5 protein-coding genes are annotated in these 5,075 nt (G+C 42.1%); 4 read left to right on the top strand and 1 reads right to left on the bottom strand.

From position 1 onward, the window contains the following. Positions 1–60 precede the first annotated feature (60 nt). The 4 genes from RDS42_RS12465 (at position 61) to RDS42_RS12450 (ending at position 4,705) form a co-directional block, all read left to right on the top strand. On the top strand, positions 61–420 hold the full coding sequence (locus RDS42_RS12465) for an Asp23/Gls24 family envelope stress response protein (RefSeq protein WP_308783939.1): 360 nt from the start codon (positions 61–63) through the stop codon (positions 418–420). A 19-nt stretch (positions 421–439) separates the two neighbouring features. Further along, entirely contained in the window at positions 440–2,098 is a 1,659-nt protein-coding gene (locus RDS42_RS12460; RefSeq protein WP_308783940.1) for a DAK2 domain-containing protein, read from the top strand. Between the two features lie 2 nt (positions 2,099–2,100). Continuing rightward, positions 2,101–4,152, top strand: a complete 2,052-nt coding sequence (recG, locus tag RDS42_RS12455; RefSeq protein ID WP_308783938.1) for an ATP-dependent DNA helicase RecG — start codon at positions 2,101–2,103, stop codon at positions 4,150–4,152. 103 nt (positions 4,153–4,255) lie between these two features. Then, positions 4,256–4,705: a DUF6465 family protein gene (locus RDS42_RS12450; protein ID WP_308783937.1), complete on the top strand. Its 450-nt coding sequence runs from the start codon at positions 4,256–4,258 to the stop codon at positions 4,703–4,705. A gap of 60 nt (positions 4,706–4,765) precedes the next feature. Here the strand turns inward: RDS42_RS12450 and RDS42_RS12445 are convergent, their stop codons facing one another. After that, entirely contained in the window at positions 4,766–4,993 is a 228-nt protein-coding gene (locus RDS42_RS12445; RefSeq protein ID WP_308783936.1) for an alpha/beta-type small acid-soluble spore protein, read from the bottom strand. Between the last annotated feature and the right edge of the window lie 82 nt (positions 4,994–5,075).

Below are 5,075 nucleotides of genomic sequence, written 5' to 3'. Positions count from 1 at the left end.
TTCCTTTTTCGTAAAAAAAAGGTTATAATACATGCATACTAAAAAATTGGAGGTACCTATATGAATGGACGTATAGATTCCGGACTTGGACAGATAGTCATTGATACCGATGTAATTGCAACCTATGCCGGAAGTGTGGCAGTGGAATGCTTTGGTATTATTGGTATGGCTGCAGTCAGCATGAAAGATGGTCTTGTGAAACTGCTTCACAGAGACAGCCTGAAGCATGGCATCAGTGTAGTGGTCACAGAAGAAAATAAAATCCGTCTGAATTTCCACGTTATTGTGGCATACGGTATCAATATCAGCACGATCGCAGACAACCTTGTCAGCAATGTGAAATACAAGGTAGAAGAATTTACCGGTATGGAAATTGAAAAGATCAACATCTATGTGGAAGGTGTACGTGCAATAGACTAAGTCAGAGGAGGAACTTGTGGTGAGTATAAAAACCATAGATGCGAAAATACTGTCCAGAATGTTTCTGGCAGGAGCCAGAAATCTGGAAGCAAAAAAAGAATGGATCAACGAATTAAATGTATTTCCTGTTCCGGACGGAGATACAGGAACCAATATGACAATGACAATCATGTCGGCAGCTTCAGAAGTAAGTGCCCTGGAAAATCCCGACATGGAGACACTGGCGAAAGCGATCTCATCAGGTTCTCTGCGTGGAGCCAGAGGAAATTCAGGTGTTATCCTTTCCCAGCTTTTACGTGGTTTTACCAGAAGTGTAAGGAAATCAGAGGTGCTGGATGCGTCTGCGATTGCCGCTGCCATGGAACGGGCTGTAGAAACCGCTTATAAGGCAGTTATGAAGCCAAAGGAAGGAACAATTCTCACTGTTGCAAAAGAAGCGGCTTTAAAGGCAGTGGAGATTGCCCCGGAAGCAGAAGAGCTTCAGCCGTTTTTTGATGAAGTGTTTGCTCATGCAGAAGAGACTCTTGCCAGAACGCCGGAAATGCTTCCAGTGCTGAAAGAAGCTGGTGTAGTGGATTCAGGCGGTCAGGGACTCCTGGAAGTGATGAGAGGAGCCATTGACGGCTTTATGGGAAAAGAAATTGATTATTCTGTTTTTGAGAAAAGCAGCAGTCCGTCTGTAACTAAGATCTCCCCTCAGGCAGAGGCAGACATTAAATTCGGATATTGTACAGAGTTTATCATTCTTCTTGAAGCCCCGGTTTCCGAAGAGGAAGAGCATAAATTTAAAGAATTTCTGACTTCTATTGGTGATTCTATTGTTGTGGTAGCTGATGAGGAGATCATTAAGGTACATGTTCATACGAATCATCCGGGACAGGCAATCGAACGTGCTTTAACCTATGGTGCTCTTTCACGTATGAAGATTGACAATATGAGGGAAGAACATCAGGAAAAACTGATCAAAGATGCTGAAAAACTTGCAAAAGAACAGGAAGAAGCAGAAAAGCTTCCGCCTAAAGAAGCCGGCTTTATCGCTGTTTCTGCCGGAGAAGGTCTTACAGAGATCTTCCGTGAGCTTGGAGTAGATTACCTTATTGAAGGCGGTCAGACGATGAACCCAAGTACAGAAGATATGCTCAATGCTATTTCAAAAGTGAATGCAGAGACAGTCTATATCTTCCCTAATAACAAAAATATCATTCTTGCTGCAAATCAGGCACGTGATCTTACTGAGGACAAAAAGATCGTGGTTGTTCCAACCAAGACAGTTCCTCAGGGAATTACAGCTATGATCAGCTTTGTACCGGAAAAATCTGCTGAGGAAAATGCAGAAGTAATGGAAGAGGCAATTTCCAAGGTCCATACAGGACAGATTACTTATGCTGTCCGTGATACACGCCTGGACGACAAAGAAATCCATGAAGGTGATATCATGGGTATTGGTGACAAAGGGATCCTTGCTGTTGGAGGCAACAAGGAGAAGGTTGCAGAAGCAACTATTGCTGAAATGATGTCTGATGAGGCAGAGGTTATCAGTATTTATTATGGCGCAGATACTTCAGAAGAAAGTGCTGAAGCACTTGCTGCTTCTGTAGAAGAACTTTATCCTGATTGTGAGGTAGAGGTAAACCGAGGCGGACAGCCAATCTACTATTATATTATTTCTGTGGAATAACTATGAGTAAAAGCTTAAGAACTCTAAAAGGTGTTGGAGAAAAAACAGAGAAGCTGTTTCAGAAGGTAGGAATTTTCAACACTGAGGATTTGATTCGATATTATCCAAGAAATTATGATGAATACGAAGATACTGCCACGGTTGCAGATCTTAAGGAGGGGACGGTGAAAGCCGTCTCCGCTTTCGTATGCTCCGGTGTTTATGTAAACTCTGTCAGGGGAAAACAGGTGATTTCCATAACAGCAGGAGACGAGACAGGCAGGGTGGGAATCGTATGGTTTAACACTCCATACTTAAAAAACACTTTGAAAAAAGGGGCTTGTTTTGTATTCCGGGGAAGAGTAATACGCCGTCAGGGAAAACTGCAGATGGAACATCCGGAAATTTATACCCCGGCAGCCTATAAAGAGATCCTTCACAGCCTTCAGCCGGTTTATGCTTTGACTGCAGGTCTGTCTAATAAAACCATTGTAAAAATGGTACAGCAGCTTTTGAAAGATCAGGAAATGAGAAGTGAATATCTTTCTCACGAAATAAGGGAAAAATATCACTTATCAGATATCAATTATGCATTGCGGACAATACATTTTCCAGAGGATCGAGAAGAACTGATGGAATCCAGAAAGCGCCTTGTATTTGATGAGTTTCTGTTTTTTATCCTTGCAGTACAGCTTCTGAAAGAAAAAACAGAAGTGGCAGAAAATCTTTTTCCCATGAAAAAAACGTGGACCACAGAGCAGGTAATAGAAAATCTCCCATATCGTCTTACCGATGCGCAGCTAAATACATGGCATGAAATAGAAAGAGATCTCTCCGGACAGGCGCTGATGTCAAGGCTGGTCCAGGGAGATGTGGGAAGTGGGAAAACAATCCTGGCATTTCTGGCTATGATCCTGACATGCGAAAACGGATATCAGGCAGCCCTGATGGTTCCTACAGAAGTTCTTGCCAGACAGCATTTTGAAGCCTTCCAAAAATTATTGCAGGAGCAGGGACTGGATATCGATGCGGTATTGCTTACAGGATCCAATACCGCAAAAGAAAAGCGCCTGATCTACGAAAAAATCAGAGAAGGAAAAGCTTCTGTGATAATTGGAACGCATGCTTTGATACAGGAGGCAGTGGAATATCAGAACCTTGCATTGGTGATCACGGATGAACAGCACCGTTTTGGTGTGAAACAGAGAGAGGCCCTTACCACCAGAGGAAATCCTCCTAATGTGCTGGTTATGAGTGCCACTCCAATTCCAAGAACGCTGGCGATTATTTTATATGGGGATTTAGATATATCGGTAATAGATCAGCTGCCGGCCAAAAGGCTTCCCATTAAAAATTGTGTGGTAGATATCTCCTACCGCCCAAAGGCATATTCCTTTATAGAGCGTCAGGTCCGTGAAGGAAGACAGGTATATGTGATCTGTCCCATGGTAGAGGAAAGTGAAGGATTGGATGCGGAAAATGTTATAGATTATACAAAAAAGCTGAAGCAGGCACTTTCAGAAGACATTTGCGTGGAATATCTTCATGGAAAAATGAAACCAAAAGAGAAAAATCAGATCATGGAAGATTTTTCTGAGGGCAGGATCCAGGTACTTGTTTCTACAACGGTTGTAGAGGTTGGCGTCAATGTTCCAAATGCAACTGTAATGATGGTGGAAAATGCAGAACGTTTTGGCCTTGCACAGCTCCATCAGCTCCGAGGCAGAGTAGGACGGGGAGAGTACCAGTCTTACTGTATTTTTATTCAGGGAAATGGAGAAAAAACTATTTCGAAAAGACTGGAAATATTGAATCAGTCAAATGACGGGTTTTATATTGCAGAGGAGGATCTGAAACTGAGAGGACCGGGAGATCTTTTTGGAATTCGTCAAAGCGGACTTCTGGAATTTCGTATCGGAGATATCTACAATGATGCGGGAATACTGAAAAGTGCCAGTGAAGCTGCTGCCGGGATTCTTGCACTGGATCCGGATCTGTCACTGCCGCAGGATGAGGCTTTAAAAAAACAACTGTATTCCTGTATGAAAGAAGGACTTGAAAATTTTGGACTTTAAGGGAAACAAAAAGCCTGATTTAAATAAATTGTTGCAAAAAAAAAGAAAACGTAGTATCCTAATAGCGTAATTACTTTTTATTTCACCTTGTAAGGAGGCTATTATGGCTACAAGAACAACAACAAAAAAAGCAGAACCTAAGACAACAACTGCAAAAACGGCTATCGAAAAAGAGGCTCCTGCAAAGATTCCTGTAGAAACAGCAACAGTATCTGCAGTGAAAGAAACCATGGAAACAACACCTGTGAAAAAGGCTGCAGCTGCAAAGAAAACTGCTGTGAAGACAACTGCCAAAAAGACAGCGGAGAAAAAACAGACAGTTAGAAAAACTGCTGCCAAAAAAGCTGCTCCGGTAAATACAGAGGTGTATGTACAGTTCTGGGGCAAAGAGGTGTATGCCAAGGACGTAGTTGAGAGCATTAAAAAGATATGGACAGAAGAGATGGGCAAAAAGGAATCAGAGCTTAAAGACTTAAAGGTATATATCAAGCCAGAGGATAATGGAGCACATTATGTTATCAATGGAGACATTACAGGCTTCCTTGGTTTATAGGAGAAAGAAAAAAGCTCAGGAGACATAAGGTCGCCTGAGCTTTTTCTTCTTCTGCTGTGCTTAGAACTGACTGTTCTGAGAACCGCTGGACATCTGTCTTTCCTGAGCTTCGATCATTTTTTTGACCATATATCCGCCTACAGAACCATTCTGTTTGGATGTGAGGTTTCCGTTATATCCGTCGCTGAGAGGTACACCCAGCTCATTTGCCACTTCAAATTTAAAACGGTCAAGAGCGCCCTTCGCTTCCGGTACAACTGCTTTGTTAGAAGAATTTGTGTTTGACATTATTTGTGTCCTCCTTGGTTGTTTTTTGTTATTTGGATGTTACAATGGTAGTATGTGAATTTTGATAAATAATACACTAGAA

Source organism: uncultured Blautia sp. (assembly GCF_902497045.1).
Lineage (GTDB): Bacteria > Bacillota > Clostridia > Lachnospirales > Lachnospiraceae > Blautia_A.
Note: the sequence above shows the minus strand (reverse complement) of the source record. Positions and strands in the feature narration are given on the sequence as shown.

Bases quoted from the DNA above. Each gene is read 5' to 3' on its own strand.
- recG (WP_308783938.1), top strand. From the start codon at position 2,101: ATGAGTAAAAGCTTAAGAACTCTAAAAGGTGTTGGAGAAAAAACAGAG.
- RDS42_RS12450 (WP_308783937.1), top strand. From the start codon at position 4,256: ATGGCTACAAGAACAACAACAAAAAAAGCAGAACCTAAGACAACAACT.
- RDS42_RS12465 (WP_308783939.1), top strand. From the start codon at position 61: ATGAATGGACGTATAGATTCCGGACTTGGACAGATAGTCATTGATACC.
- RDS42_RS12445 (WP_308783936.1), bottom strand. From the start codon at position 4,993: ATGTCAAACACAAATTCTTCTAACAAAGCAGTTGTACCGGAAGCGAAG.